The sequence below is a fragment of the Proteus vulgaris genome (assembly GCF_011045815.1).
Lineage (GTDB): Bacteria > Pseudomonadota > Gammaproteobacteria > Enterobacterales > Enterobacteriaceae > Proteus > Proteus vulgaris_B.
Genome location: NZ_CP047344.1, coordinates 3,820,262 through 3,847,110 on the forward strand (window position 1 = coordinate 3,820,262; position 26,849 = coordinate 3,847,110).

The 26,849-nt window shown below is 33.2% G+C and carries 30 protein-coding genes; 10 read left to right on the forward strand and 20 right to left on the reverse strand.

Translation table 11 applies throughout. The annotated features are described in order from the left end of the window. Positions 1 to 133 precede the first annotated feature (133 nt). From GTH24_RS17905 to GTH24_RS17965, 13 genes are read right to left on the reverse strand one after another with little or no spacing between them, the layout of a single operon-like run. A complete protein-coding gene (locus GTH24_RS17905; RefSeq protein ID WP_072069114.1) occupies positions 134 to 1,195 on the reverse strand; it encodes an EscU/YscU/HrcU family type III secretion system export apparatus switch protein in 1,062 nt (353 codons plus the stop codon). Further along, the gene (gene sctT / locus GTH24_RS17910; RefSeq protein WP_072069115.1) at positions 1,188 to 1,961 is read right to left on the reverse strand and encodes a type III secretion system export apparatus subunit SctT; all 774 of its coding nucleotides are present in this window, start codon (positions 1,959 to 1,961) and stop codon (positions 1,188 to 1,190) included. Before sctT ends, GTH24_RS17905 begins: the two co-directional genes overlap by 8 nt. 5 nt (positions 1,962 to 1,966) lie before the next feature. Next, positions 1,967 to 2,221, reverse strand: a complete 255-nt coding sequence (gene sctS / locus GTH24_RS17915; protein ID WP_072069116.1) for a type III secretion system export apparatus subunit SctS — start codon at positions 2,219 to 2,221, stop codon at positions 1,967 to 1,969. Then, positions 2,221 to 2,880 (reverse strand): EscR/YscR/HrcR family type III secretion system export apparatus protein, encoded by a 660-nt coding sequence (locus GTH24_RS17920; RefSeq protein ID WP_072069117.1) that lies wholly within the window; start codon positions 2,878 to 2,880, stop codon positions 2,221 to 2,223. The genes sctS and GTH24_RS17920 overlap by 1 nt, the downstream gene beginning before the upstream one ends. Positions 2,881 to 2,884: 4 nt before the next feature. After that, positions 2,885 to 3,808: a FliM/FliN family flagellar motor switch protein gene (locus GTH24_RS17925; RefSeq protein WP_072069118.1), complete on the reverse strand. Its 924-nt coding sequence runs from the start codon at positions 3,806 to 3,808 to the stop codon at positions 2,885 to 2,887. After that, positions 3,805 to 5,064, reverse strand: a complete 1,260-nt coding sequence (locus GTH24_RS17930) for a hypothetical protein (RefSeq protein ID WP_164526786.1) — start codon at positions 5,062 to 5,064, stop codon at positions 3,805 to 3,807. Before GTH24_RS17930 ends, GTH24_RS17925 begins: the two co-directional genes overlap by 4 nt. Continuing rightward, positions 5,045 to 5,506 carry a type III secretion protein gene (locus GTH24_RS17935; protein ID WP_164526787.1) on the reverse strand — a complete coding sequence of 154 codons (462 nt, stop codon included), beginning with the start codon at positions 5,504 to 5,506 and terminating at the stop codon, positions 5,045 to 5,047. The genes GTH24_RS17930 and GTH24_RS17935 overlap by 20 nt, the downstream gene beginning before the upstream one ends. Further along, positions 5,490 to 6,791: a type III secretion system ATPase SctN gene (gene sctN, locus GTH24_RS17940; RefSeq protein WP_164526788.1), complete on the reverse strand. Its 1,302-nt coding sequence runs from the start codon at positions 6,789 to 6,791 to the stop codon at positions 5,490 to 5,492. Before sctN ends, GTH24_RS17935 begins: the two co-directional genes overlap by 17 nt. 3 nt (positions 6,792 to 6,794) lie before the next feature. Then, complete coding sequence (locus GTH24_RS17945; RefSeq protein WP_072069124.1) at positions 6,795 to 7,208, reverse strand: type III secretion protein; 414 nt, start codon at positions 7,206 to 7,208, stop codon at positions 6,795 to 6,797. A gap of 8 nt (positions 7,209 to 7,216) precedes the next feature. Beyond that, positions 7,217 to 9,322 carry an EscV/YscV/HrcV family type III secretion system export apparatus protein gene (locus tag GTH24_RS17950; protein ID WP_164526789.1) on the reverse strand — a complete coding sequence of 702 codons (2,106 nt, stop codon included), beginning with the start codon at positions 9,320 to 9,322 and terminating at the stop codon, positions 7,217 to 7,219. Positions 9,323 to 9,349: 27 nt separating this feature from the next. Next, positions 9,350 to 10,426, reverse strand: coding sequence for a type III secretion system gatekeeper subunit SctW (gene sctW / locus GTH24_RS17955; protein WP_072069125.1), 1,077 nt, complete (start codon positions 10,424 to 10,426; stop codon positions 9,350 to 9,352). A gap of 4 nt (positions 10,427 to 10,430) precedes the next feature. Then, the gene (gene sctC, locus GTH24_RS17960; RefSeq protein ID WP_164526790.1) at positions 10,431 to 12,143 is read right to left on the reverse strand and encodes a type III secretion system outer membrane ring subunit SctC; all 1,713 of its coding nucleotides are present in this window, start codon (positions 12,141 to 12,143) and stop codon (positions 10,431 to 10,433) included. Further along, positions 12,127 to 12,882: a helix-turn-helix domain-containing protein gene (locus GTH24_RS17965; protein ID WP_072069126.1), complete on the reverse strand. Its 756-nt coding sequence runs from the start codon at positions 12,880 to 12,882 to the stop codon at positions 12,127 to 12,129. Before GTH24_RS17965 ends, sctC begins: the two co-directional genes overlap by 17 nt. A gap of 295 nt (positions 12,883 to 13,177) precedes the next feature. Between GTH24_RS17965 and GTH24_RS17970 the strand changes: the two genes are divergently transcribed. Genes GTH24_RS17970 through GTH24_RS18000 form a run of 7 tightly spaced genes read left to right on the forward strand, consistent with a single transcriptional unit; the run spans position 13,178 to position 17,272 of the window. Then, positions 13,178 to 14,257, forward strand: coding sequence for a PrgH/EprH family type III secretion apparatus protein (locus GTH24_RS17970; protein WP_164526791.1), 1,080 nt, complete (start codon positions 13,178 to 13,180; stop codon positions 14,255 to 14,257). 50 nt (positions 14,258 to 14,307) lie between these two features. Next, positions 14,308 to 14,562 carry a type III secretion system needle filament subunit SctF gene (gene sctF / locus GTH24_RS17975; protein ID WP_072069128.1) on the forward strand — a complete coding sequence of 85 codons (255 nt, stop codon included), beginning with the start codon at positions 14,308 to 14,310 and terminating at the stop codon, positions 14,560 to 14,562. A 23-nt stretch (positions 14,563 to 14,585) separates the two neighbouring features. Beyond that, the gene (gene sctI / locus GTH24_RS17980) at positions 14,586 to 14,870 is read left to right on the forward strand and encodes a type III secretion system inner rod subunit SctI (RefSeq protein ID WP_072069129.1); all 285 of its coding nucleotides are present in this window, start codon (positions 14,586 to 14,588) and stop codon (positions 14,868 to 14,870) included. A gap of 2 nt (positions 14,871 to 14,872) precedes the next feature. Continuing rightward, positions 14,873 to 15,634, forward strand: coding sequence for a type III secretion system inner membrane ring lipoprotein SctJ (gene sctJ / locus GTH24_RS17985; RefSeq protein WP_072069130.1), 762 nt, complete (start codon positions 14,873 to 14,875; stop codon positions 15,632 to 15,634). After that, positions 15,615 to 16,178 (forward strand): type III secretion protein, encoded by a 564-nt coding sequence (locus GTH24_RS17990; RefSeq protein ID WP_072069131.1) that lies wholly within the window; start codon positions 15,615 to 15,617, stop codon positions 16,176 to 16,178. Before sctJ ends, GTH24_RS17990 begins: the two co-directional genes overlap by 20 nt. After that, positions 16,159 to 16,851: a MoaD/ThiS family protein gene (locus tag GTH24_RS17995; protein ID WP_072069132.1), complete on the forward strand. Its 693-nt coding sequence runs from the start codon at positions 16,159 to 16,161 to the stop codon at positions 16,849 to 16,851. The genes GTH24_RS17990 and GTH24_RS17995 overlap by 20 nt, the downstream gene beginning before the upstream one ends. Continuing rightward, positions 16,841 to 17,272: a hypothetical protein gene (locus GTH24_RS18000; RefSeq protein WP_072069133.1), complete on the forward strand. Its 432-nt coding sequence runs from the start codon at positions 16,841 to 16,843 to the stop codon at positions 17,270 to 17,272. The genes GTH24_RS17995 and GTH24_RS18000 overlap by 11 nt, the downstream gene beginning before the upstream one ends. Positions 17,273 to 17,278: 6 nt before the next feature. Here the strand turns inward: GTH24_RS18000 and soxR are convergent, their stop codons facing one another. Then, positions 17,279 to 17,728 carry a redox-sensitive transcriptional activator SoxR gene (gene soxR, locus GTH24_RS18005; RefSeq protein ID WP_072069134.1) on the reverse strand — a complete coding sequence of 150 codons (450 nt, stop codon included), beginning with the start codon at positions 17,726 to 17,728 and terminating at the stop codon, positions 17,279 to 17,281. 110 nt (positions 17,729 to 17,838) lie between these two features. Here soxR and GTH24_RS18010 point away from each other — a divergent pair, with 110 nt between their 5' ends. The 3 genes from GTH24_RS18010 to GTH24_RS18020 are packed head-to-tail and all read left to right on the forward strand — an operon-like array spanning position 17,839 to position 22,503. After that, entirely contained in the window at positions 17,839 to 18,261 is a 423-nt protein-coding gene (locus tag GTH24_RS18010) for a DoxX family protein (protein WP_164526792.1), read from the forward strand. A 45-nt stretch (positions 18,262 to 18,306) separates the two neighbouring features. Next, positions 18,307 to 19,413: an efflux RND transporter periplasmic adaptor subunit gene (locus GTH24_RS18015; protein WP_115350298.1), complete on the forward strand. Its 1,107-nt coding sequence runs from the start codon at positions 18,307 to 18,309 to the stop codon at positions 19,411 to 19,413. A 12-nt stretch (positions 19,414 to 19,425) separates the two neighbouring features. Next, a complete protein-coding gene (locus tag GTH24_RS18020; protein ID WP_072069137.1) occupies positions 19,426 to 22,503 on the forward strand; it encodes a MexW/MexI family multidrug efflux RND transporter permease subunit in 3,078 nt (1,025 codons plus the stop codon). Positions 22,504 to 22,590: 87 nt separating this feature from the next. Here the strand turns inward: GTH24_RS18020 and GTH24_RS18025 are convergent, their stop codons facing one another. The 6 genes from GTH24_RS18025 to GTH24_RS18050 all read right to left on the reverse strand — a co-directional run bounded on the left by GTH24_RS18025 (position 22,591) and on the right by GTH24_RS18050 (position 26,845). Continuing rightward, positions 22,591 to 23,913 carry a protein-tyrosine phosphatase family protein gene (locus GTH24_RS18025; protein WP_164526793.1) on the reverse strand — a complete coding sequence of 441 codons (1,323 nt, stop codon included), beginning with the start codon at positions 23,911 to 23,913 and terminating at the stop codon, positions 22,591 to 22,593. A 206-nt stretch (positions 23,914 to 24,119) separates the two neighbouring features. Further along, positions 24,120 to 24,446, reverse strand: a complete 327-nt coding sequence (locus tag GTH24_RS18030) for a DMT family transporter (protein ID WP_072069138.1) — start codon at positions 24,444 to 24,446, stop codon at positions 24,120 to 24,122. Between the two features lie 83 nt (positions 24,447 to 24,529). Continuing rightward, a complete protein-coding gene (locus GTH24_RS18035; protein ID WP_072069139.1) occupies positions 24,530 to 24,946 on the reverse strand; it encodes a DMT family transporter in 417 nt (138 codons plus the stop codon). A 35-nt stretch (positions 24,947 to 24,981) separates the two neighbouring features. After that, positions 24,982 to 25,680 (reverse strand): hypothetical protein, encoded by a 699-nt coding sequence (locus GTH24_RS18040; RefSeq protein WP_072069140.1) that lies wholly within the window; start codon positions 25,678 to 25,680, stop codon positions 24,982 to 24,984. A gap of 17 nt (positions 25,681 to 25,697) precedes the next feature. Beyond that, positions 25,698 to 26,342 carry a phosphate propanoyltransferase gene (locus tag GTH24_RS18045; protein ID WP_072069141.1) on the reverse strand — a complete coding sequence of 215 codons (645 nt, stop codon included), beginning with the start codon at positions 26,340 to 26,342 and terminating at the stop codon, positions 25,698 to 25,700. Further along, a complete protein-coding gene (locus GTH24_RS18050) occupies positions 26,342 to 26,845 on the reverse strand; it encodes a BMC domain-containing protein (RefSeq protein WP_072069142.1) in 504 nt (167 codons plus the stop codon). The genes GTH24_RS18045 and GTH24_RS18050 overlap by 1 nt, the downstream gene beginning before the upstream one ends. Between the last annotated feature and the right edge of the window lie 4 nt (positions 26,846 to 26,849).

A 26,849-nucleotide genomic window follows, 5' to 3' on the forward strand; every position in this document is an offset into this window, starting at 1 on the left:
CGATGATGAATAATTAATAGTAAAATTCTAGGATGATTATTAATTAATTACTTTAATAAAACACACGCCTATATTTATAAATACAAATGCATTATTTTTATAATTAAAACATCGAATGCATCATGTAAAGCAATCAATAATTTGTATAATCCATCTCTTCTCTTAATAATCCTTCATTTTCTATTCTCTTAAGCCAAATAAGAATATCCATAACATCTAATAAATCTTGATCTATCATTACATCAAATAAATGATATTTATGATAAATTTTTCTCGCCAGCTCAGGATAACGAACAACAGGTGTTCCCACTTTTTTAGCATAAGCTTTCACTGCCAATGCTTTATCATTGATGCAACCTAGTGAAACTAAAGGCATAATTCCATTATCAGGATCAAAATAGATACCAACCGCCACATGGGTTGGATTGACAATAACGGCAGATGAATCCCGGATCACTTTTTTCATGGGTTCATCAAGTAATTCCTGATGGAACTGCCGTCGAGTTGATTTTATTTCAGGATCACCTTCCATATTCTTATATTCTTGTTTAACTTCATGTTTTTCCATCATCATATCTTTCATGAAGATAAAGAAATCAGCAATAATATTTAAAATAAGAATAGGTATTGAAAGAATAAAAAATACAAATACAAAATTAACGACGAGTGAACACCATTTATCAATAATAACATTTAAATTCGAGCGGTATAATATAAATATTTCCGTACTATGTAAAATAATAAAAACATAACAAGTAATTAAAAATATAACTATAAATAATAATGTTTTTAAAAGATCTTTTATTGTTCTTATGCTAAATATTTTTTTAAATCCGGATATTGGATTAATATGATTAATATCAATTTTAATGGCTTCAGTCGCAAGCTTAAATCGTGAACTAAATAAAGAAGGGATCGCACCAGATAAAAAAGTTACCAGTAAGATGGGTAAAACAATATCAAAAAAGAGTCGATAGATAACACCTGTATAGCTCTTTAATGTAATATTCATTGGATTGAGTAACAATGATTGATAAAAGCGACTAAATTCATCTAAATTTACTTGATGAAATAAATATATAACACCAATAAGATAGACAAGCCCTGATGTCAGCTCTTTACTCTTAAAACTTTGCCCTTTTTTTGCAGAGTCATCGAGTTTTTTCTGGGTGGGCTTTTCTGTTTTTTCAGCCATGATAAATACTCATAAAAATCGTATAAAAGTATCTATTATTAAAAAATTCATAAAGCTCTGTGGTCATCGCCGAAGTAAAGAAAAGCAGTAATGATATAAAGGCAATAATTCCTTTTATACATAATGATAGTGAAAATGCATTTAGCTGAGGACAAAATAAAGAATAAACCCCCAATGCCACTTCGCTCAAAAACATAATAATCAGTACAGGTGAAACCAAAACAAGTGCAGTACGAACCATATTATTTAGCCAGTGCCCAATGAAAGAATAACCAATTTCTTTGTTAAAATAGCCAATAGGAAATACATCATAGCTATCTTTTATCGTACTCATCAATAAGGTTAGGCCACCTATCGATAAAAAATAGGCAGCACAAAATAAACCCGTTAATGAAGCAAATTCAGAAGACTCAATTCCCGTAGTTGGATTGATAGTATCCCCAATACTAGCACCCCGTTGGTTATCAACAAATTCGCCAAATGCAGACGCAATCCAAAATGGAGTGGCAAAAAGAAGCCCAATTAAAACGCCAAGAAGTAATTCACTTAATAATATTATTTCCCATATATTTCTTATTTCATCTGTAATAATAATGCTGGGTCTAATTCCCATAGCGATATAAAAAATAATGATATATTTTAATAATTGGCTATTAAGAATACGACTGTTTAAAAAAGGAATAAAAAGAAAGATAGGAAATAATCTTGCAACAAGTAAAAAAAGATCAACTAAATAAGCCTGTATATACCCTAGCAGTATTAACATATTATTTATCCTGCAAATCCTAGCGTCATCATCTCTTTTGCATACACTAATATTTTATCACCCATCCACCCCATAGTGACTAATAAGCAAACAAAAACACCAACAAGTTTTACACCAAAAGGCAATGTCTGTTCTTGTATTTGTGTAATGGTCTGTAATAAACCAATCGCCAATCCAATGAATGTCGCAATGGCAATAGGTCCTGCTGAAAGTAATATCACTAAATAAACGGCTTTATTTGCCGCATAAACCATATCCATTACCTTACCGCCATGAGTTCAAGATATTGATTAATTAGTCCTTTAGCTAATAGAGTCCAACCATCCATAGCGATAAATAAAATTAATTTTAATGGCACTGATAATGTGACTGGGCTCATCATCATCATCCCCAACGCTAATAAAATACAAGAAACAACTAAATCAATAACAATAAAAGGTAGATAAAGATAAAAACCAATAATAAAAGCAGACTTTATTTCACTTAATGCATATGCGGGAAGTAGTGATAACAACGATTTTTCTATATTTTCTTTCTCGCCATAGCTATCAGGTCGATTGCCTTGTGCTTGTTCAAAAAAATCTAATAATTCAGGATCAGAATATTTGTACAAATATTGTTTATATTCCTCTAATGCATCATCAGAAAATCGCTCAAAAGAATCGGGAGAGGTTATATCAACCGGATTTTCAATAAGATATTGATAGGTATTTTTTGCTATTGGTGTCATAACAAACAAAGCCATCATTAATGCAATCGCATTGAGTGCCATATTAGAAGGTACTTGTTGAACACCTAAAGCATTACGAGTCATAACAAGTACGATAGAAAATTTTAAGTAGCAGGTTCCAGCAGCAATAATAAAAGGAGCTAATGTTGCTAGTGCTAACGTTAAAATGAGCGTTGTTGAGCTTTCCATATATTTAGTCTTGCAATAAATGGGAACGTTGAATTTCCACAGCTAATCGTTCACCCACTTTAATTAATTCCCCTTGAGCAATAGCAACACCATTAACAACTAATGTAATATGTCGTGAGGCATTATCAGATAATATAATTTGTTGCCCTATAGCTAGTTTTTCAATTTCCTCAATAGGTAATACTTTACTTTCGAGTAAAAAAGACAGGGTGATGGGAATAGTACCAATTGATTTTAAATCCCTATTGTCTTGTGTCGCTATATTTGTATCAATATCGTCTATTAATGCTTCTTTCTCTACTTCATTATTCAGCAACTCTTCTTCTAAAACCACCGTATTTTCTCCTTCTTGCCATTGATAACTCATCCATTTTTTTTCACCAATAATCAGTGAAGAATCAATACTATCAATCAGCAAAATATCGCCCAAAGAAAGGGTTTTTAATAACGAAACAGACATTTTGCTATTACCGAGCTGGAATTGAGCAATAGCATTTATTTCATTTTTTGAGGACAACATCCATTCATAATGCCCCTCAAAAGAGCAAATAAATACATCTCCTATTGAGGTATTAACAAAGGGATAACTAACTTTTTTCTGCTCTCCTAAACAGATATTATCTACAGTTACTGACATCTCTTCTTTCGAAAAAGGAAACAATAATTGTGAACATTTCTGTGAGAATAGAACGCGAAGATAAGCTTCAGGAACCGTCTCCCAATCTATTTTTTTTTCAGCATACAAGTTATCCATGGCTTGGTTAACGGCAACAAGCCCTGTAAATAAACCTAATGTATTCTTCCCTTTTATTTTAAAATAATAAGCAGATGCGATAGGAAATTGCGCTTCGTATAAAGAAGATAGAATTCTCATTGAATTGCTATTTTGATCCTGACTAATACTCTCTTTAACATCTGATAAGATCATTTTTCATCTTCTTTATCATCGAAAGATTCAATTGTATTAATCTGCCAATGAGAATTATCATTTTCTAATGAAAGCGCTAATCGCCCTTGATATTGATTAAAGTTGTCTAAAGAGGATTGATAAACACGTCCAGTTGAAGCAATCAATTCGATCTTTTTATTGATATCAAAATTAATTTTCATCTGATGAAGCTCACTTCCCCATTTTTTAAAAACATAAGTAATACTAGGAGGTTGAGTCATCTTTGATACTTCTTTATAAAGAAGACTTAAAGCAGGTATATCAAGCAGTTTTTTATCTATTAAGGGTTCTTGTATTTTCTGTTGATACTCTGGTTTTATATTATTGAACATAGATATATCATTAACTTCTTCCTTTACTTTTTTTTCATCCAATTTATCTATATTTAATTTTTGTCTTACAGCATCAAATGAAAGATCATTTTTCTCTATTTTCTTACTGCTTGAATGATTATTTTCATAGGCTGAATAATGTGATTTTTCTATTATATTATTGTGAATATCTGATGCATTTTCTTTTATTTTAAATGCAGTATTACCTTCAGAAAAAGAGCGTTTCCCTTCATAAGGATACTGTTTATTTTTTACTTGTTTTTCATTGTTTTTTATAGCCTTATAAGGCTTAATTTTGTTATCTACTTCTACTACATTAGGATCAATGTCTTTCTTTTTTTCTACACTTTCTAGTTTCTGATTGACGGCATTCTTTTCACCAAGAAAACCTAACTCATTAATATCTAGTTTACTTTCCTTCTTACCATCAGAAGGGCTAATACTTATGCCTTTAGTTGATTTAAAATCACTTTCCACTGTTATATTAGAAGAAATCGGTATTTTTTTACTTTCATGATCTAATAGTGATTTTTTTTCTATTTTCACTTTCTTTACATGAGAGAAAATTTGTGAAGATATTTTTCTTTGGGTTAATAATAATCCTTCTAAATTTAAAAAATCGGTTTCTTCCTTTTCATCTTTAGATTTTATCTTGTTGGATTTTGTTTTTAGATGATTTTTTAGATCAATATCATCTTGATGATTTAGATGATAAAAATCATCTAATTTTTGTTTTATCTTACTGAGATTTTTAGAGGAAATACGTTCATCATCAGACATTGATAATTGCAAATCAGCAGAAGAAAGTGATGATTTTTTAGAAAAAACAGACTTATTCTCACTATTTTTTTCATTGGATAAATTTGTATTCAAGATAACATTATCAGTCTTTATTAATATCATACAATACCATCTCCTGTATTTCGTTCTGTTCTAATCTTTCAATATATAACTCTTTCTCTAATGCTTTTCTTTCAAGATAAAGCTTCATTTTATTTTGTTTTTTGATCACCACTTCCCTTTCTTTTTGTAACTTTAGGCTTCCTTTTTTTAATTTTTCTAATTGATACTCTATTTCCTTAATTTGAGTAATAGAAATATTCAATGACACTAAGACAATAGCTTGTTTACGTTTTTGTTGATTTAACGAAAGAGTAGAATAATGCCCTGCCTTTTCATACATAGGGACTTCATTTTCCAGCGCAGAAGCTAATAACATTTGTTCTTTTTTCTTGTCTTCAGCTTCTTTTATTAACTGTTGATACTTTTGTTGCTCTATTTCTATTCTTTGCTGGCGCTTAGCAATAGCATTCATCAATACCTGTTGATTAAGAGGTAAGCGCATAAAGTTGATTCAAAGTTTGTTGAAAATCGGCTTTTTCTTTGAAAGATTGAACAAGAAAAGCCTCTATTGCTGATTGTTTATTTACAGCAAGATCGTTTAACTCATTTTCACCCGCACGATATTCACCCACCTCTTGTAATAATTTAATATCCTGTAAACGCATCAATATTTGTCTTATTTTCAAGGCTGCTTTTTGCTGCTCAACATGGGTTACTTGCTGAAAAATACGGCTTACACTGCCTAAAATATCAATCGCAGGATAATGACCCGAAGCGGCAATTTTTCGTGAAAGATAAATATGTCCATCTAAAATAGAACGAATTTCTTCTCCTATAGCATCAGGCTCATCATCACTTTCAAGCAAGACAGTGTAAAATGCCGTGATTGAACCTTTTTGAGTCACTCCTGGTCTTTCTAAGATCGCGGGCAATTTATCAAACACAGAAGCAGGATAACCTTTGCGAACAGGAAGTTCGCCTGCCGTAAGAGCAACATCCCTTAAAGCTCGGCAATAACGTGTCATTGAGTCAATAAATAATACGACATTCTTGCCTTGTTCTCGGAAGTATTCAGCAACTGTAGTGGCAACTAATGCTGCATTACAACGCTCTATTGCGGGTTGATCTGAGGTTGAGCAAATTAATACTGTTTTTTCGCATCGTTTATCTGCTTTTAATTCCTCGACAAACTCTGTGATTTCACGTCCTCTTTCACCAATTAACCCGATAACAAAAACATCAGCTTGAGAAAAACGGATAAACATATTCATAAGCATTGTTTTACCCGTTCCAGCACTGGCAAAAATTCCCATTCGTTGCCCTAACCCACAACTTAATAATCCATCAACTGCACGAACACCTGATTCAAAAATTGTGGTGATAGGACGCCTTTCACTAAATAAGGGAGGATGACCATCAATAGGTAAATATGAATAGAAGTTTTCTTCTTCTATTTTTTTATTACTAAAGCGTAATAAATAGTTACCTTTAATATCAATCATACTCCCTAAAACATTGGGGCTTAAAGCGACTGAAAAAGCATTTCCCGTCGGTACTACGATTATTTGCAAAGAATAACCTTGCGAACTTCCCATCATACTTAAAATCGTAATACCATTGCGGAAACCAATCACGATCGCTTCACCAATAATATGACCATTAATGATTGAATCTTTTAATAGACAAATTTCTCCAATAAATACATCTCGCAGCGTAACTTCAAGAATATTACCTTGTATTCGCATAGGATGAGCCGCGTGATGAAATATTGAAAATACATTGTTCATTTTTTATCCAACAAACTGTTGATGAACGCTATTCATCATTTGGAAATATTCATCAATTGCCTTTGCCATTGATTCACCATTTTGTAAAGCAATGGGCATAAATGAGGCACGTAGTTCTAATTCCGATTCGACTTTCACTAAAGCAGGCTGCCCAGGATAAAAACTCTCCATTTGATTATTAATACTGATTAATAATAGTGATGTGCTACATTGTGATAATAAGTTTTCATCATATTCACCAAGCACAGACCAGATCATAGGAACCTCATCAACAACCAATAAATTAATATCAGGCATATCACCTAAGCTAATTGTTATTGTTGAATGATTATCAACAGATTTTCCCTCTGAAAATAAATCATTGCGGCCAATTACATTCATAGCATCCATAATTAAACTTGCTAGATCAACAGACATAATCTCTCCTAAATAGATTGTAAAACGTTAATTTCAATGTCAGATGTAATTTCATCATAAGACAATACAGATAATTGTGGATATTGCGTTTCTATCAGCTTTTTAACAAATCGTCTTATATCTATTGCTGTTAAAAAGACATAATCTTGAATATATTTAATCTCATCAATAGCGGTAGATATTTTTTCTATTATCATATCAAGCTCCGCAGGTTCTAAATTTAAAAATGTCCCTGAAGAACTCTGTCTTATTCCACCACGAATAATCTCTTCTACATCATGAGATAAAATAATCACATTAAATTTTCCATCTTTTGAAAAAAAGTGGCTAATATAACGCGAAAGTAGTGATCGTATATGTTCCGTTAAAAGCACAGGATCTTTTTCTTTACTTCCCCATTGTACTAATCCTCCTATAATTGTTTTTATATTTCTAATAGGGATCTTTTCTTGCACTAGACGTTGTAAAACATCATTAATTCGTTGAATAGATACTTGTCTATAACACTCTTTTAATAGCTCTGGTGAGTTTTCCTCTATTTTATCAAGGATATTTTTTGTCTCTTGTATTCCAAGAAATTCAACAATATTTAATGTAATCAAGTTGGAGAATTTTCTATAGAAATAATTTTCTGGTAATTCTACTTTATAATCTAACAATGCTAATTTATCCGCCTCATTTTTATTAACCCAATAATGGATAACATCATCATTCTTAATTTCTAACAATTTAAAATCTAAAGATAAAAGTTCATCATTAGAATTTTCAATATAAACAAAGGGAAAAGGACAATCAAATTCATCAGCCTTAACTTCGTTTATTAAAATAATAATTTTATTTTCATCAATTATATCTGAGTAATGAATAACAATATCAGGAAGCAATACTCCATATTGTAAAATAAACTCTTTTTTCAACCATTTTTCGAACACTAATTTTGAAAGATACGCTTTCTTCTTCGAGGATACGGTAATAATTAAAGGTAATGTTTCTGCTTGAGATAAAGTAATGTTTTCAGTTAACAAACTATTTTCATCATCTAATTCATTTTTATTTGAAAATAGGTTTGAAATAATACCTTTTTTACCTTCAGGATCTGAAGCATTATCTTCATTTTTTTCATCCTCATTTTCTGTAGAGGCTACTTTTTTCTTGCTTTTCCATTTTTTTTTAAAGAAATAGCCTCCTAATATTATCGATAAAATAAGGAAAACAGGCGTTGGAAAACCAGGTAAAAAACCAATAACAAAAGCAAGGATGGCCGTCACTAATAATGCAAAATCTTGAGCAAGCAATTCATTCATAATGCTAAAACCAAGATTATTATTTTCACCACCAACACGCGTGACAATAAAACCCGCACTAATAGAAATCAGCAATGCAGGAATTTGGGCAACAAGCCCATCACCAATGGTCAAAAGTGTATAAGTATGTAACGCCTGTGAAATTGATAAATCCATTTGCGCCATACCGACAGAAATACCCCCTATTAAGTTAACAAAAATAATGATAATGCCCGCAATAGCATCGCCTTTAATAAATTTCATTGCACCATCAAAAGATCCATATAATTGGCTTTCTTGACCTAATTCTTTTCTTCTTATTTTTACTTCTTCATTAGTAATAATGCCGGATTTTAAATCAGCATCAATACTCATTTGTTTTCCGGGCATACCATCCAAAGAAAAGCGTGCCGCAACTTCTGCAACACGCTCAGAGCCTTTAGTAATCACTAAAAATTGCACGACAGTGACAATAGAGAAAACTACAAAACCAACGACTAAATTTTCACCGATAACAAACTCACCAAATGACATAATAATTTCACCGGCATCAGCATCTAACAATATTAATCGACTTGTACTAATAGAAAGAGCAAGCCGAAAAAGTGTCGTAATCAATAATAATGCTGGAAAGGTCATAAAGTTCAATATTCGGGTAATATAAAATGAACTCATAAAAATAAGAAGAGAAATAGTAATATTCAATCCAATAAGGAAATCCACAATATACGTTGGCAAGGGTATAATTAACATCATAATAACCAAAATCATAACCGATAATACGATTAGCTCTGGTTTGTTTTTTATTGCCAATAGGAATCTATAAATCATAGAAATTATCCATAAATTATTTTTTATTTATTTTCTTTGTTGATATTGTTCTAATTGGAGGTAATTATCTATAAGTTTTTGTATAATTATTTGGCATTCATCTTTAAATTCATAAGATAAATATAATGATTCAGGATAATTATTGAATATCGTCTTTAGCCCTTGTAATAATTTCATTTTCATATTAACCAAATAATTTATCCATTCATTTTCTAAAAGAGAGACTAAATACTTTTCCATTTCTTCTGGAAATGTCATTCCATGAAAAATCAATTGATACAGTTCTTTATCTGTTATTTTATTTTTTAAATCTTGTTTTTCGAGTTTATCTATATTGATTTCTATAAAACTACTTAAAGCCCGTAATTTATTAACTCGGTCAAGCAAGTAACCAAACTCTGAACTTTGAGAACAACTTGGCATTGATGATTGCATATCACAAATTATGCTTTGTGTTAGAAAACTCAAGATAATTGTACATTGTTTAATATCATATTCTTCTATCCACATTTTAAAAAAATAAATGGGTTCAAAATCAAGATTAATAAAACTACGATAAAGATTTCTTAATGTCGAAGCATTGAGAGAAAGTAACTTTGCAAATGTTTTAGCCTGAAGCGCAATATTAATACCGGCTCTAATTTGCTTTCCATTTTCACCTTCAAGTAAACGATTTATCTCATTCTCAATACCTGCATCTAATTGCGAACCTAGCTTTCTTTTTCTAAGTAATTCTCGTAAAACCATAACGAGATCACTTTCATCAGGGAACATTTTACGTAAGTAATTGAGCAATTCTTGCAAACTTCGCCCTGATTTTCTAAATAACATCATGACTTTATCAAGTTTTTTATCCGAGCCCTCTTCTGTAATATATAATGTACTTTGTCCTCTATTTGCTTTTTTATCTAATGATTGACCAAAACGTTGAGAAAATAGTGTTGCAACCATAGACATATCATCAGATATCTCTATTAATTGATTTTGATAGTTTTGACTTTCATTTATTTTTGGTTGTTTATACTCTGTTTCTTGTTGGCTTTTTTTACCAATACTATTGTGTACCAAATTTGTAGAATCAGAGGTATTAATTGGCCCGATCATAGTGCTACCTCATAAAGGCTTGAAGCTGTTTTAATGCTTGAGATGTTTTTTTATCTATTGGTTGAAATGGATTTTCGATTAAAGATCCAAAATCTTCAGCATCCGTGTTTTCTAATAATCGAGGTTGCAGCATAAAAATACGGATCATTTTTTTATTATTATTAGACTCATATTTAAAAGCTCGGCCAACTAAAGGGATAGCACTTAAAAAAGGAACTTTAGTTTCGGCTTTCACATTATCTTCTCGTGTATACCCACCAATTAATAAACTTCCACCTTCCGAAACACGAGCAACAGTACTAATATTTGTACGGTTAATTACAGGTAATTTTTCAACACTTTCATCATCACCATTATCGTCTTTTTTTTCTGCACCATCTTCAAGATTAATGATCATCTCAATATCTTTACTTGAATTACCGATACGTGGTAACACACTGATCATCGTGCCAAATGTTGTCGATTCTAATGAAGCAACGCGTTCACCTTTTATTTGAGTATAAAAAGTCGTGTTGTTATCAAAAATGGCGGGGGTATTTTCTTGTGTTAATAACATTGGGCGAGATACCATTTGCGCTTCACCATCTTCACTCAATGCTTTAATTTTACCTAAAAAGTTAAAACCAGATGCAGCACTTAAACTTGCCGTATTAAAAAAGAAGCTGCCTTTACCTGAGCCATAACTTGCTTGCCAATTAACACCTAAACTATCTGCTTTATTTTTAGAAATATCGATTATCCATAACGACAATTCAACTTGTCTTTTGGGTTTATCTAATTGAGAAATGAGTGAATCGATTAATGCCAATCCCTCTCGGTTTGTCTTTACTAAAAGACTATTTGAACTCGGTAATGGCACTAATTCGACGTTATATTGCCCTATTTTAGTTATAATAGGAGTATTCGTTTCTTCAATACTATTTACCGCTTCATCGTATTTCTGACTATCGTTATTTTCTAGCGTTTTATGAGGTTCTACTGCTGTTCTTTCTATTCCTTTAGAGGACATAAATAACTGCTGTAAAACAGAAGTAATACCCGGTAGCACCACTGTTTCATCGCGTAAGGTATAAGTTCTATCTTGTACAAAGGTATTTTTTAATGGAAATATCTGTACAAACTCATCACCATAGCGAGAACTCCCCACGGGTACTTGGTTATTGGTATTTTCATTAATTTTTTCTTGTGCATCATTATCTAAAAACTCAGCTGCGGCTTTGACTAATTTAATATAAACAGGAGGCCCCGAAATATAAAAAGTACGTTGATCTTGACCTGCACGCAGTGGATAACGCTGATCATATAATCCTACATCTTGTAAATAGTCTTTTAGCTCGATTAGACCTATATTTTTTACCTGAAAGAGTTCTTGTAATATCTCACTGCTTTCATAAATATAGATTGATTTTCCATCATTAAAATAGAGCAATGATAAACGTTTCACCATCAATTCAAATGCTTCTTCTGGTGAGGAAATATCAAAATTTCCAGTTACTCTTTCCTTTTTTACTGCATTACTCAGAATAAAAGGTTTATCTAGTTTATCTGATAACACGAGAAAAAATTGCTCGACTCGTGTATCAACCGCAATAAAAACATCCGGTTTTTTCACCTGATGCGTATAAATAACCTTTCCTTGAGCAGCTTGAGTTTGAAAAGATAAACTGCAACAAAGTGCTAGCCCAATAACACAATAAATTTTATTTTTTATTTTCATAAAGATATTGACCAATTCGACGAAATTCTGTTGGTGTAATACCAAATAACGTCTTAATTTCATTAGAGAAATGAGATGCGGAACTAAATCCATTATCGACTGCAATTTGTGTCAATGATTCATCGGTTGAAAGCGTGGTTAAAATTGAAGATGCTGCACGCCATGAACGCAATTGGCTTTTTCCACAATTACCTAAATAACGTTTACACAGTCGTCTAAAATGCGTACCTGATACTCCATATCGCTCTCCAATTTGTGCAATATTACTTTTTTTCTCATCTAAGTAACTAATAAGATGCAAAATAAGCCAATAACTTTCACTGTGTCTTATTGTGACAAATAGAGACTCTAATTGGCTTTCTGGTTTTATTGCTTCATTTATTAATACGTATTCTAGAGATTTATTAGTATCTTCTATATAAAAAATCTGCTGATTAATATCAAATTCAGATCCTATCGCTGTCATTTTTGAAAAATCACGAGCATAATCAATAAATGCCAATAATCTTGCACAAATAAAAAATGATCGTTTTTCAATACGCCAAGACTGGTTTTCTGATTGGAAAATAACATCATCATTTTTAGCATTATAAATAAAAGCCTTTCCTTTTATAATTCTAGTCTTTTTTTCGTCATATATCTTTACCGGATAATCATTCTTTAAAGGAATGCAAAAGAACAATGAATTACCTAGCAATATATTTTTATCGCCACTTATTTTTATATCATTTATCAACATGGTGAATACCTCTCGTTATACTTATCATAAAATTAAAAAGTAAAGATAGTAAATATTTAGTTAACTCATTTTTATTATTTTACTTTATATAATCTTACAATAATATCTCACACAATTAACTATAAAGATGAATATCAGATTTTTTTCGTTTATTATTTTAAAAACATGACAATAATGTATTATTTTCAAATATCAAATAAAAAACATGTTCTTTTTTTTAAAAGATTTTTTTTTATATTTCACTAAGCTACATTTAATTTATGAATTAATAACAATTTATCATTAGGCTAATTCCATGCTATATTATATTTATGTCCTCAATGGTCCATTAAGAGGCTCGTTAATTCCATTAACACCCAATCACTATACCGTTGTCCTGTATAAAAGTAACTATCAAGAAAATAAAAAAGACAGTTTAAAAACAATCATTTATATTCCTTGTGATAAAGAAAAAGAAGAAAAAACACTCTCCATTACATTGGATGAAAAAAGGGGAAAAAATAATCAATACACTATTGAGCAAAGTTTAAACAAGGATGAAATAGATAAAACTTACGATATAGTATTAGATAAACCTATTTATCTTAATGATATTCCTATTTTTTTAATCAGTGATAAAAGCACACTATCATTCTCTTCTTTTCATTTCAAAAATAAGAAAAAATCATTAAATTCCATCCAGAAATTTGTTTTTTCATTTACGATAATAATATTATTATCAATCTTCCTTTTTTCATTTTTCGTTTTAAAAAACAAGGATAAAGAAACTCCACCGTCTATCCAAGAAAGCTTTAACTTCAAAGGTTTTGAAGGTAACGAAAACTACTATTGTGTTTATGATAAAAGCTATCCTATATTTGAAAAAAATAGTTTATCAAAAGAAAAGATCATATATATCAACACAGATAAAATAAATAACTTGCTAATTGATAACAATAAAAAAATAGTGCATTTAATCTTAAAAGATCAACAAAAACCCATAATTAATTTTATTTATCATAATGAACATGAAAAAATAAAAGTGATAAATTTTATCAACAATCGATTTACACCGTATTGTCTACCTATAATTCACGCCATTTCACTTCCAAGTATTATTGATGAAATGAATAAATTACCTTTTGCAAAAACGACAGGTTACAAAGTTGAAGAAAAAAATAATGGATTGATTTTTATTTTTGAAGATATTTTAGATAAAGAAAATAAAATCATCATTGATGATTATATAAAAAAACAAACTACTCTTTTTGGAAGAAAATTTATTTTTTACCGCGAAAATATGAGTAATCCTACATTAAAAAACAAAGCTATTTTACAAGAAGATAACGGATATATTTTTCTTGATAGCCAACACCGTTATTTTCCTAAAGGATAATAGCAATACTAATACACGATGAATTTTAAAAACCATAAAGGATGAATATTATGCCAGCTTATCCCGTTGCCGATGATGTCAGCTCCATAGCAAAAGTTGATGATTATTTTCAAGAGCCAGTTAAAAACCAAAGTGATGCATTGAAAAATGCATTAGACGCATTAAAAGCCGATACCTCAAATGCAGCCGCATTAGCCGATTATCAAGCAAGACTTGCTGAATATAATATTACGCGTAATGCAGAATCAACGTCGATTAAAGTTGTGAAAGACTTGGCAATGAGCATTATCGGGAATATGCGTTAGTTTTTATTTAATGGAGGAAATATATGGCTATTACACCCGTTGTTCCTATTAATCTCAATGCATTATCCAATGAAAATAATCATGGTGAGGACAACCTATCCACGATTATGGCGAAGACAGTGACTCATAGTTTTCAATATGAAAAACAAATTCAAGAGAAGTTAGCAACATTAGGCAAACTGACGGATGTACAAGGTTATACCAAGCTACAAACAACGCTTAATGACTATACCATCACCATGAATTTAGCGAGCACGTTAGCCAGAAAATCACTGAATATTGTTGAAACATTACTCAAGGCACAATAGTAATGAAAATGCGATATTTGTTTTTGGCATTATTATGTTGCCTGTTTCCATTATTAAGTGGCTGTAAAGATCAATCTCTACTCACCAATTTGGATCAAAGACAGGCAACTGAAATTCAAGCCGTTTTACAAAAACACCAAATAACCAGTACTCGTAAAGCATTAGGAAAAGGGTTATTTGATGTTTCGGTCAAAAAAGAAGATATGGGAATTGCAATTCAAATTTTAGAAGAATATCAATTACCTACACTATCTCGAATTGAAGTAACTCAGTTATTTCCATCAGATGCATTGGTATCATCACCTCAAGCCGAAAAAGCACGTTTAATTTCTGCCATTGAGCAACGATTAGAACAATCATTACTCACAATTGATCATATTATTGATGCTAGGGTACATGTAAGTTATCCAATATCCCCGACTGAACGCGTTATTCCAACGCCTCATGCTTCAGCTTTAGTTTTTTATGAAGAGGGTATGCTAGATAATGATCAATTAAGCGAAGATGTTCGTGCTTTTATTCATAATGCCTTTAACGATATGAATGAGAATAATATTACCGTTTTGTTGTATCCAAGAAATATTAATAAGTTCAACATAATAAAAAATCAACTTTATCAAAATAGCTCTGATTCATTTCTTACTTCCTGGTTATTTCTAAGTTTATTATTGGTAGTGATCGCCGTTCTCATTACGATTTCATTGATAATATTTCGACGTAAAAAAACACAAAAGGAAGAGAATAATGACAGATCTAACTCCTGAGCAATTCGAAATAATATCCAGTGTAATGTATGATCCACTTAGTTATCTTCATGCAGATTACGATGTATTAGCGTCAAATAAAGAAAGTATAATTTGGCATAAACTCGCTAATCGCCAATTAATTCAGCAATATCAACTTATTAATCAACTAGATTGTGACATCGATATTATTGTAGAGAAAATTTTTACGCATTGGGTATTACTTCCTCGTTGCTCTCTATTTTTAGGCTATTTGTACTCTAGAGAAACGCTTTTATTATCTGGTAATTACTATCAGTTAGAACCACAATTAAAAGCATTTTTATCTCTTTATTCTGTTTTAAATATAGATAAGAAGATAACGGCTCCTTTGGAAAGTATCGTACCCATAAATATTGGCTATCAATTACTCTTTGATTTTATTAATTCAATTTCAACCGCACTGGCTCAACGTTTCACATTGCTTTTTGCACCACAATCATCACTGGTTGAACTTCCTCAGTCACTCTTTTTATCCCATTCACTTTTTCTTTTGGTGCTAGATTATGCTGCGCTCGCTGTCTGAAAATCTTTTAACATACACTCGTGAAGGTGTATTAATACGGGCTAAATATGTTCGACAACTTGATAATATTTATAAAACCGAATTAGCGACCAAACTCGCGACAAAAAAAATGCTCCGAGATTTTAATGAGAAACTAGATGCGTATAATAAGGAGATAGCAAACCAAGCTTATAGTAAAGGATTACAGGCATTATTAGGGGATATACTAAAATTCTCAATTCAATATCAAGAGCAACTGGCACAGTATGAATTTCAAAAAAGGGAGCAAATAATCGATACTCTTGCTCAATTTTTTGACTCACCAGAAATACAAGTTGAGCTCACACGTCGTTTAATTTCGGCAATACCTTCAGAGAAAAAAATAACGCTAGATATTCCCGTAACACTACGCTCTTATCTTGAGAAAGAGCTTAATAATATCAATATTGAATTGATATCTCATGACAACAAGACCATTGCTATTCATGCTGGTGATCAAGTGACTTTTTTTGATCCTGCTCTGTCACTCAATGATTTAAAATCACAATTTCACCAGCCTTTTTCTGAATCTTATCAAGCAACATTTACTCAAGAAATTAAAGACACTCTACTGAAATTTATTAATACGTTTGATGCATCAGATGATATGCATCCTCAAATAGAAACATCCAGTGAGGGTAATAATGAAGATTGATGCTTTAAAAACACAGACCTTATATGAACCACAACCTCATTTTTCTGCATCAAAGCGCATTGCAAATCAGGAATTAGATCCTTTAATGGCGACACTAAATCCTACCTTTTACCAATATTTAAAAACCACCAACGTGAATACAGTCAAAGATATCTTAGCGTTATTAAATAAATTTGATGTTAAAAATGAAGGCAATCAAACCTTAAAAGAAAAACGTCAAGTTGCGCTATTAATGTATGCTCACCAAGAAAGTGAATTAGAAAATAGTGATAATAAAGAGGTAATTAATCAGGCGTTAATTTCACTTCTCTCTTACCAAGGCTTTTATCACCAATTTACACTCGACTTATTAGGTATGAACGATAACCAAGATGATTATGAGGGCTTCTTTAAACCCGATAACGCTTCGTTTTCTTTTTAACATTCATTATAGGATCTGTGCTCCTGCACCTTTCTCACCTAAAATGTCGTCTGGATTACGTAATGGGCAATCACTTAACGATAAACAACCACAGCCAATACAGTGGTCAAGCCCGTTACGTAATCGTTTAAGACGACGAATACGTTCATCTAGTCGCACTTTCCAATCCGTTGATATTTCGTGCCATTGTTCTGCCGTTAATTTACTATTTGGTGGATACTTTCCTAATATTTCTTGGATTTCTTTTAATGGAATTCCCGTACTTTGAGCCGCTTTGATAATTGCCACATAACGTAATACAACAGGTGGGTAACGTCGCTGATTACCTGCACTTCGATAACTTTCAATTAAACCTTTTTCTTCATAAAAATGAAGCGTCGAAATAGCAACACCACTACGCTTTGCCACTTCACCGACTGTAAGTGCTCTATTGAAATCTATTTTCTCTTTTTCCATATTTTCCTCTTGACCTCAACTTAACTTGAGGTTTTATAGTCCTCTCCTCAAATTAAGTCAAGCCAGAGGGATGCTGGTTTTTGTTTTTTAAGATTGTTGAGGTCAGGTGAATGCCAAATTCAATTGCACGTATTCTCGAAAGCCATTCTTTATGGTTTATCGCTAGATTACTTATTCTTGTTTTATTTCTTTCTTCTGGCTTTGCCAAAGTCTTTGATTACGAGAATAGTTTGGTGGAAATGCGCGCTGTGGGATTGAAACCTGATTGGTTTTTTAATATTGCCACTGCGATCGTCTTATTTTGTGGCTCACTTTTGGTGCTTTTTGATCGCTATCTATGGCTAGGTGCTGGCGCTTTAGCTGTCTTTTTATTTTTAACTATTGTGATTGTTCATACCTTTTGGGATATGACGGGAGATAAAGCCATGCTGTCGATGTTTTTTGCAATAGAGCATCTAGCCGTTATTGGCGGATTAATGACCACAGCAATGGCAAGTCATTTCAGAGCGTTATGGAAAAAAATTAACGCATAAAACCATAAAAAATAGAAAAACAGTCACTATGAGATCAACAATAATATGAATAAAAAACTTACTCTTACTATATGTACCTCACTCTTTTTACTCAGTGCAGGTGCAGCAGTTTATGCAACAACATCATCTGATGAAGATGCATCACAGCAATTTGCTTACCCGCCCACTAAAGTGGCATTAGCAACCGTACAATCATCAAAATTACCAAATAATATGCAAGGTGTTGGGGAATTAGAAGCCGCACGCCAAGTCTATTTAGCGGCTGAAACCAATGGCCGTATTGCCGTGATTAATTTTGAGTCAGGACAAACTGTTAAAGCCGGTCAAATTTTAGCTAAATTAAATGATGAACCTGAACAAGCGGAATTATTGCGTTTACAAGCACAATTAACTAACGCGGATAAACTCTATTCCCGTACAAGACAGCTTTATAGTAAAAATGTCGCAGCTGCCGCGCAATTAGACAGTACATTATCTGAGCGCGATATGATTGCCGCATCCATTCGTGAAGTAAAAGCGCGAATTGCACAAAAAGCAATAAAAGCACCTTTTGATGGCATTGTCGGGATCAAACTTGTTCATGAAGGACAATATCTTAATGCGGGTGAACGTGTTGCATCTTTAGTCGATGCGAGTCATTTAAAACTCAATTTCTCACTTGATGAGCAAGCGGCTCCCAAAATTTCCGCAAAACAGCCCATTAATATCGAGGTGGATGCTTATCCAGAGATGGTATTTACAGGTTCTATTAATGCCGTCGATCCTCTTATTGGCCCTTCTCGTACTGTACAAGTACAAGCCGTTTTACCTAATACTGATAACAAATTAAAAGCGGGCATGTTTGCTCGAGTACAAGTTACTTCTCCAGATAGTCCTATGGTATTAACCGTACCAGAAACGGCAGTTACTTATACTGCCTATGGAGATACCGTGTTTGTAGCGCAATCTGACAATCAAAAAAACCTTATCGCTAAGCGTGTCTCTGTGAAAGTTGGATTGCGCTACAACGGCATGATCGAGATAAAAGAAGGCTTAGCGCTTGGTGATCAAATTGTCTCATCTGGCCAAATTAAATTAAGTGATGGCATTTCAATTGAGCCTATTGAGCAAGACACCTTAGCGCTTGCCCAATCTGCGACAACAAAACCATAACGGGAGTTAATAATGAAGTTTACCGATATTTTTGTTCGGCGACCTGTTTTGGCATTAGTTGTTAGCACACTGATCCTTTTACTGGGCGCATTTGCGTTCAGTAAACTACCCGTTCGCCAATACCCAATGTTACAGAACTCAACGATTACGATTGCAACAGATTATCCTGGTGCTTCATCTGAGCTTATGCAGGGATTTGTTACTCAACCAATTACACAAGCGGTTTCTTCTGTTGAGGGTGTTGATTATATTTCTTCATCTTCAGTACAAGGTAAAAGTTTAGTCACTGTTCGAATGGAGTTAAATCGTGATCCGACTCAAGCCTTAACGCAAGTTATGGCGAAGGTAAATCAAGTTCGTTATAAGTTGCCAGAACAAGCTTATGATCCGGTGATTGAGCTTTCATCAGGAGAATCTACAGCCGTAGCTTATGTGGGTTTCTCAAGTGAACAGCTTTCTATTCCCGAACTTACAGACTACCTTTCTCGCGTTGTTGAGCCGATGTTCTCATCCATTAATGGCGTTGCTAAAGTACAAGTATTTGGTGGTCAACAATTGGCCATGCGCTTATGGTTAGATGCAGATAAATTAGCAGGCCGTAACTTAACAGCTAGCGATGTAGCAGAGGCAGTTCGCCGTAACAACTATCAAGCGGCGCCAGGAAAAGTAGAAGGTGAATTTGTTATTGCTAACGTTTATGTCAATACTGATTTAACTAATGTCGAAGAATTTAAAGATATGGTTATCTCTAATGATGGTAACAATCTTGTCCGTTTACGTGATATTGGTACTGTCGAGCTAGGTGCCGCAGCCACTGAAACTAGCGGTATTATGAATGGTAAAAAAGCCGTATTTTTAGGTTTATTCCCGACACCAACAGGTAATCCACTTGTGATTGTTGATGGCATTAGAGACCATCTAATTGATATTGAAAAAACCTTACCTCCTAGTGTCGATGTAGAACTGGCATTTGAAACTTCACGTTTTATCAAAGCCTCTATTAATCAAGTAGTACAAACGTTAATTGAAGCAATTTTAATCGTTATCGCGGTCATTTATCTCTGTTTAGGATCATTTCGTTCAGTTCTTATTCCTGTACTTGCCATTCCGTTATCGATGCTAGGTGCAGCCGGATTAATGCTTGCTTTTGGCTTTAGTATTAACTTGCTCACCTTGCTAGCAATGGTTTTAGCCATTGGACTGGTTGTAGATGATGCCATTGTTGTTGTTGAAAACGTCCATCGACACATTGAAGAAGGGCTATCACCTGTTCAGGCAGCATTAGTCGGAGCAAGAGAAGTTGCCGGCCCTGTTATTGCAATGACAATTACATTAGCTGCCGTTTATGCGCCAATTGGTTTAATGGCTGGATTAACAGGTGCATTATTTAAAGAATTTGCCATAACGCTGGCAGGTAGTGTGATTGTTTCTGGCATTGTGGCATTAACTTTATCCCCTGTGATGAGCTCATTAATGTTAAAACCAAAAGAAAATGAAGGCAAAATGGCTAAAATGGCTGAGCTTGTTTTCGATAAGATGGCTCACTACTATGGCTATATCCTTAATTTTTCTTTAGCTAATCGCTGGTTAACCGTTGTTTTCGCCTTAGCTGTGTTTGTCAGCTTACCGTTTTTATATAGCCAGACAAAACAAGAGCTAGCACCTTCAGAAGATCAGGCTAGTGTCTTAACTGCTGTAAAAGCACCACAACATGCAAACCTTGCCTATGCTGAGCGCTTTAATCAGAAACTAGATGAAATTTATATGAGTCTGCCTGAAACTGACAGCACATGGATAATTAATGGTACTGATGGCCCGTCAGCGAGCTTTGGTGGTATTAACTTTGATGGCTGGGATTTACGTGATCGCAACGCAGATCAAATACAAGCTGATTTGCAAAATCGCGTCAATAATGTGGAAGGTACCAGTATTTTTGCTTTCCAATTAGCCTCTCTACCAGGCTCTGTGGGTGGATTGCCTGTACAAATGGTGCTACGTAGCCCATTAGGTTATCCTGTTTTGTTTGAAACAATGGAACAAATCAAGCAGCAAGCCAGAGAAAGTGGCCTATTTGTCGTAGTAGACAGCGATTTAGATTACAACAATCCCGTTGTTCAAGTTGCCATAGATAGAGCTAAAGCCAATAGTTTAGGCATTCGTATGCAAGATATTGGTGAATCACTTTCACTGTTAGTGGGTGAGCACTATATTAACCGTTTTGGTATGGATGGTCGCTCTTATGACGTTATTCCACAAAGTGTACGCCATCAACGTTTAACGCCTGCGGCTCTTGCTGGGCACTATATTCGTACTCAAGATAATGTGTTAATTCCATTATCAACCGTTGTAAATATTACGACACAAGTTGAACCTAATAAGCTCACACAATTTAATCAACAAAATGCAGCGATTTTCCAAGCAATCCCCGCCCCCGGCGTCACCATGGGACAAGCGGTTGCCTTTTTAGATAATGTAGCAAATTCATTACCTGCGGGCTTTAGTCATGATTGGCAATCTGATTCTCGCCAATTTACTCAAGAAGGAAATACGTTAGTTTTTGCATTTATTGCCGCACTGATCATTATCTATTTAGTGTTAGCAGCACAATATGAAAGCTTAGTTGATCCGTTGATTATCTTAATTACCGTACCATTATCTATTTGCGGTGCATTAGTGCCATTAGCGTTAGGTATGGTGACACTCAATATCTACACGCAAATTGGTCTAGTCACACTAATAGGACTTATCAGTAAGCACGGTATTTTAATGGTGGAATTTGCTAATGAGCTGCAAATTCATAAAAATCTAAACCGTCGTGATGCGATTATTGAAGCCGCAAAAATCCGCTTACGTCCTGTATTAATGACCACCGCAGCAATGGTGATTGGGCTTATTCCACTATTATTTGCCAGTGGTGCAGGCGCGAATAGCCGCTATGGATTAGGGCTGATTATTGTATCAGGTATGTTAGTCGGCACACTGTTTACTCTGTTTGTATTACCAACGATGTATAGTTTTTTAGCGCGAAACCATCAAGTCAGCGCTCAAACTGAGCGTCAAAAACAGTTACAGCAAGTCAGTGAGCAGTAAAACTAAAAAATAAAAAGCAGTAATGTCGTAAAAATATCCCCATTGTGAATGCAATGGGGATTGTTATACTGATTTTTTGAACAAATATTATTTCATTTTAATATCATCATTGAGCAACGGGATATTATTTTCTATTGCAAATTTAACTAGCTCAGCAATTTGTTCAGGCTGGTAAAGCGCATGAACACTGCGCTTTTCCCTTAGATCAGTGATAATACTTTCTAAACTTTTTCCTTCTTTATTCCCTGATTGTTCTGCTTTCATCATTTCCATTAGAGCAATAAATTCCCCTGTTCTTCCTAATCCAGCAAGGCAATGGACAGCGATATTTTCTTTTGTTGGATTTATTTTTAAATTACGACCAACAATATCAATAGTATTTTTTAACTTTGTCGCATCTATTCCTGTATGATCTTTCCAATCATAAATATGCACAAAGTGTATTTTCTTCTTTTCACCACTGTCTTCTTTAGTCACTAACTTAGTGTATATTTTACAATCTAAACACGATCCATTTGTTTTATTTTCACTCAAATTCCACTTTTCAATATGACTAGATTTTATATCATCTAAATTTAAATCCTCTCTAAAATATTTAAAATCTTCTTTTTCAAAATCACCTTTATTATATTTATTATTAAGTTTAGAGAGTTTATTTTCAATATCATCATTAGATGCTAGGATATAAACTTTCTTTATATCTTTATCAAATAACATATTAAAATAGTTATTTAAACTCTCTTTGTTATTTAATGGGTATTGGGATGCAATAGTCATATGAGGAGAGTTAGAAACACTAACCTTATTTGCAGGTAATACAACATCACCTACTTTAATTAAAGTATCTTTACAATACGCTAAATTACTATATATAGCCCTATCAACAAATTGATAATTATCATTATTATACTTATAATTTTCTAAATTATTAAATAACCTTATCGCTTTTTCATTATGTTTATCTGTATTAAGACAATTTTTAACGGCGTCTAAAAAAGTATCTCTCTTTTTGTCCAATCTAACCTTTTCATTAGATTCTTGTAGGTTAAACTTCAGTTGGTTAACTCCAGTTTTTTTTCTTCTTGCTAGTAATCCAGACCTATCTGAAGTATAACCAGGAGTTTTATATATTGGTGAACTTATTGATGGTTTGGGTGGTAATGGAGGGGAAAGGCTATTATTATCTAATTGATTAGATATTAATATATCCCCTGAGAATGTCGATAATTCAGAAGAATTAGCAGCTATCGTTCTTTGTGCTAAATTAGGTATGTTCGATTTTTGATCCGTATTATTAATATGACTAATACTAGTATGAGGAGTATTGTTTTTTTTAACATAACTCGTTTCAGCACGTCTATCTACTTCCCTAACATTTGGACCACCCAAATTTTTTAATATTGAAAACATATTTATTCCTTTTATAATTTACATTTAAATAAAAACCTCCAAATATTATATTCACTCAAAATTTAAAATATAAAAAAAACATCTTTTTATAGTCAATGTTCATTTTAGAAAAACACAAAGAAATTATAAAAATGCCGATATATTTTATATACTATATCGGCATTTAAGTTAAAAGGTAAAATCAATATCTAATTTATAAAGTTAACTTACATTGTAGAAAATGTATTCATAATTATCCCGCCTGAGATAATTAAAGCCATAGAAAATATAGCTGGTAAATCGGGTTTTTGTTTATATAAAATCATCGCAACTAATGTCACGCCCACAATACCAAATCCACACCAAAGTGAATACGCCACACCCACAGGAATATATCCCATAGCGCGGGTTAAAGCAAAATAGCAAATACAGTAAGCAGCAATCACTAAAATAGAAGGGGCTAATTTACTAAAGCCATTTGTTTTTTTGATCATAGACGTGCCGGTGATTTCAGAACCGATAGACAGCGCCAGCCATAAGAATCCGGTAAACATAATTGTTATCCTTATTTATTTTAATAAATACTTATTTATCAAAGAATAGTTTTATTAAAAAATAGATTTATTGAGAAATAGATTTATTTATTCACTGACGATGCCGTCTGTTTAATATTAGGCGCTTCAGTTGTCTCTTCTTCCTCTTCTTCTGATCCCATTTTGGAGAAGAGATTCATAATTACAATACCACTGGCAATAACGGCCATACCTATCATTGCCGCAGTATCAGGATGTTGACCATAAAACAACATACCTAAAGAAGAAACTACTAATATACCTGTACCAGACCATGTTGCATAAGCTAAACCAACTGGAATGTTTTTCACTGCACGTGATAATGAGTAATAACAAATAACATAAAGAACAACAATTAAGCCTAATAATAATGTTTTAGTTGTACCTTCACTATTATCAAACATTTTTAAGGTAGAGGTTGCTGAGGTTTCTGAAATAATAACCGCCAGCATCCAAAGCCATGATTTAGCTTTTGGTGACATAATAAGACTCCTGAGTTATCAGATATAATTTAATATTAATTTGTTAAACTTTTTAAATATTCAATAGCAGAATCCGTCAATTTATCTTGCGATAAACAGTATTCTCCAGGCTTATTCATTACTTCATTTAAAGTAATATAGCGATTATTATTTTCTTTCTTGATTTCAGGATAACATTCAGTTTTTTTATTATGATTATTATCAATCAAGTGAGTCTCTATTTCATTGATGGAATAAAAAGAAACACCTAATAATTTTAATCGATTAATATTTTCCTGAATAAGCAGGTTGTACTCTTTATTTTTATTTAAACCTAAAATCTCATTTAATTCACTTTCTGGTTGGCAAAAATATGGGAGAGCCATAACGGGAATATTTTGAGTTAATGCTGAATGAATTAATTCTCCTTCTTCACTCATTGATAACCCGTTAATAATTTCACCCACCAGCTTTTTATCGAAATAGGGAACGAATAAAGCGTGATAAGAAGATAAATTATTAATATCGAACTCGTCCGCTTTATGTATATCACCTAGATGACGCCATTTCGACAAATCATGGCTCTCTTGTGCCGGTGTTGTGACAAATAGAGAAAATCGAATATGAGAAAAAGTGTTGATACGTTGACAAATTTCATCTTGGTATCCCGGTGCAGGAGTAAGTGCTAACAACACCGATTTTTTCATTCTTTTTTCTATTTCAGCAACAATCCTTTCTATTAACTGAGCATCCATTACGTCACCTCATTGTCTTAGCTGACAATAAATACACTATCGTTATTGCGAAGCCCGGCAGCATTAGCCTCATCAGTATCTATATGAAATTCCAAAGCAAACTTCTCATTAACACGAACAACGACTTCATCAAAAATCAGGCTACGCTCACCTTCTGTTTTAACGTGTACTTTTTGCCCATTGGTGACGTTTAACATTCTGGCGTCAATTACACTCATATGAATATGGCGTTGTGCGCAAATGACTTGTTCTTTTAACTCAACATGACCCGCAGGCCCCATTAGAACAGCATTGCCAGAACCAACTAAATCACCCGATTCACGTACTGGTGCCTTTATACCTAATGCAAAACAGTCAGCTTTTGAAATTTCTAATTGGCTTTGTGGACGAACGGGCCCTAAAACACGAACTTTACTGATCGAGCCTTTTGGCCCCACAACCATCACACACTCTTTGGCTGCAAACTGACCCGGTTGTTTGAGATCTTTAAACGGAGTGAGTTGATAACCTTTGCCAAATAATGCTTCAACATCTTGTTGTGAAAGATGCACATGCCGATTAGAAATACCAACAGGGATTGCCATTCCTTGAGTCTCCCCCGACATCACGCCATGTGCAGGTAAACGAGAGAGGATTTTTCCCATGAGTTGTTGATTAATCATTATTTTTTACCTTTACGGCCTTCTGGTTTGATCTCTTTCTTACTACTTTGTACTTTGTCTGCTACAGTTTTAGTTTCAGCAGCAATATTTTGAGCCTGTAAATCTGCAACTGCTTTTGTCGTCTCTAGCTTCTCAACTTCGTTTTTAACAGGGACTTCAACGATTGTTTCAACAACTGTTTCAAGAGCAATTTCTGGCGTTTTTTCAGTAACAATAGGGGCTTTTTTCTTACTTTTTATGGTCAGTAATTTGGTGATAACACTTGGTTCTGGTCTTGCAATAACTAATGAACCAATAACCAGCTCTTTTTGACTAACCACATCAACACCATGATCAATCGCAGTCCTTACTGCACTGATCTCGCCTCGAAAACAGACAGATACCAACCCAGATCCTACTTTTCGGTATCCAATAATTTCCACATTTGCCGCTTTACAAGCCGCATCTGCCGCTTGAATGGCTGCGGTTAATCCTCGTGTTTCAATCACACCTAAACTGTTCATCTTT